Raw genomic sequence first — 355 nt, forward strand, 5'->3', positions numbered from 1 at the left:
GTTTCGGCAGGCATGGCCTGCGGCCAACCGTCATGGGCGACAAAACACGGATTGCTCGCCAGGGTGAGCAATCCGCAGCAACGCTCTGCGCGGCGTGCCGCCAGCTCCGAGGCGAGCATGCCGCCCAGGGACCAGCCGCCGAGCCAGGTATTGTCCGGCAGCGTGGCATCCAGTTCGTCGAGCCATTCGCTCAAGTCGCTGGAGTCCAGGGCCGGCAACGGTTCGATCTGCACGTGCAAGTGTTCATTCAAGCCGTGCAACGCCGCGGCCAGCGGTTCCAGCGGCGACACGCCAAGGCCCCAGCCGGGCAGCAATACCAGTCGATCACGCATGCTCGGGCTCCGTGGTGTTTAAC

At 65.6% G+C, this 355-nt stretch carries 1 pseudogene; it reads right to left on the reverse strand.

The window, feature by feature from the left end:
• Positions 1-332, reverse strand: a pseudogene (locus EE949_RS18285) (alpha/beta fold hydrolase); the annotation flags it as partial.
• Positions 333-355: the final 23 nt, after the last annotated feature.

The organism is Pseudomonas viridiflava (assembly GCF_900602065.1).
Classification (GTDB): domain Bacteria; phylum Pseudomonadota; class Gammaproteobacteria; order Pseudomonadales; family Pseudomonadaceae; genus Aquipseudomonas.